This is a genomic window from Tianweitania sp., from assembly GCF_032053605.1.
GTDB lineage: Bacteria > Pseudomonadota > Alphaproteobacteria > Rhizobiales > Rhizobiaceae > Tianweitania.
In genome coordinates this window covers 456-1,484 of the sequence record NZ_DAMBUH010000197.1, presented here as the reverse complement: position 1 = coordinate 1,484, position 1,029 = coordinate 456, and the positions used below count along the sequence as shown (strand labels likewise).

General features: G+C 57.3%; 2 pseudogenes. Both read right to left on the bottom strand.

Going from position 1 to position 1,029, the window contains the following annotated elements:
• A pseudogene (locus RTX98_RS20655) lies at nucleotides 1–510 on the bottom strand (ATP-binding protein); the annotation flags it as partial.
• Nucleotides 511–514: 4 nt separating this feature from the next.
• Nucleotides 515–1,029, bottom strand: a pseudogene (locus tag RTX98_RS20650) (Hsp70 family protein); the annotation flags it as partial.

Sequence of the window (1,029 nt, the reverse complement as noted above, 5' to 3'; positions counted from 1 at the left end):
GAGCCAACTCATGGACTGACGCAGCCGACGAAAGGACGTAGCCGGAATGTTTGTGCCGCCGGTTAGCCAGTAGCCGAGCACAACGTCGTCTTCAATTCTTGAGCTGATGCTGTAGGTCGGTAGCAAGCGCGTGATCTTCTCCACATAAAGCGCGTCTTGCAGCGGCGATTCCGCATCGATATCGCGTGTTGCCTTCAACGCCAAGGCAAAGGAAAGCGCCTCGGCCTTATTGTCGGGAGACTTCGCTTCGCTGACAGGGCACAACGCCTGGCTCGGCCCACAAGATATCGACCGGAGCTGGCGGTCGCCAAACTGAGATGCGCTGAACGTGCCCTCCTCAATCAGGCCCGCATCTAGCCAATGCTGCGCCAGCGCGTCCAATGTGACGAGAGCCCAACCGCCACCGAACGTTTCGTACATCTGCCAATCCGTGCCCTCAAACAGCGCAGTACGAACCTTTGCGCCGTCTGGCAGCTCGAAGCCGACAGGGAGCCATGCATCGAGTGCCATGAGATCAACTCCGAACGATATTGGCACTAGCCATCATGTCGTCGTCACCCGAAGAGCCAACTCGAATCGCGTCGAGGTCGGCAACTACCGCGCGTAACTTGTCGATGTCGTTGGTCTTAAGTGCTTCCGTGCCAACCGCCACGAGCTGCGCGTGCTCTCTGGCATCGGGGAAGAGATAGGTATCTTGGGTCAGCCACTTGAAGCGTTCGATGACGAAGTAATCCTGACGCCACAAGATCATGAAGTTACGGCCGCGCAGGTCACTCAAGTGCGACTCGAAGTCACTGCTGTTGTTTTCAAGCGCACGTTGCGCTGTCTTCACCAGATTGTCGAAGGACGACGCTTCAGTGGGCCGGGCGTGCTGGCGAATAACCTTGTTGAAGAAGTCAACCGCCTTGTCCAGTTCAAGCTGGCGGATGTCTTTCAGATGCTCCTTGCGCGTTAAAGCAAGCAGGCGCTTGGCTTCTTGCACGTTGTCCATCGCTTGTTTAGCGGTCTCCGGGTCAGCCTCGCCGGACT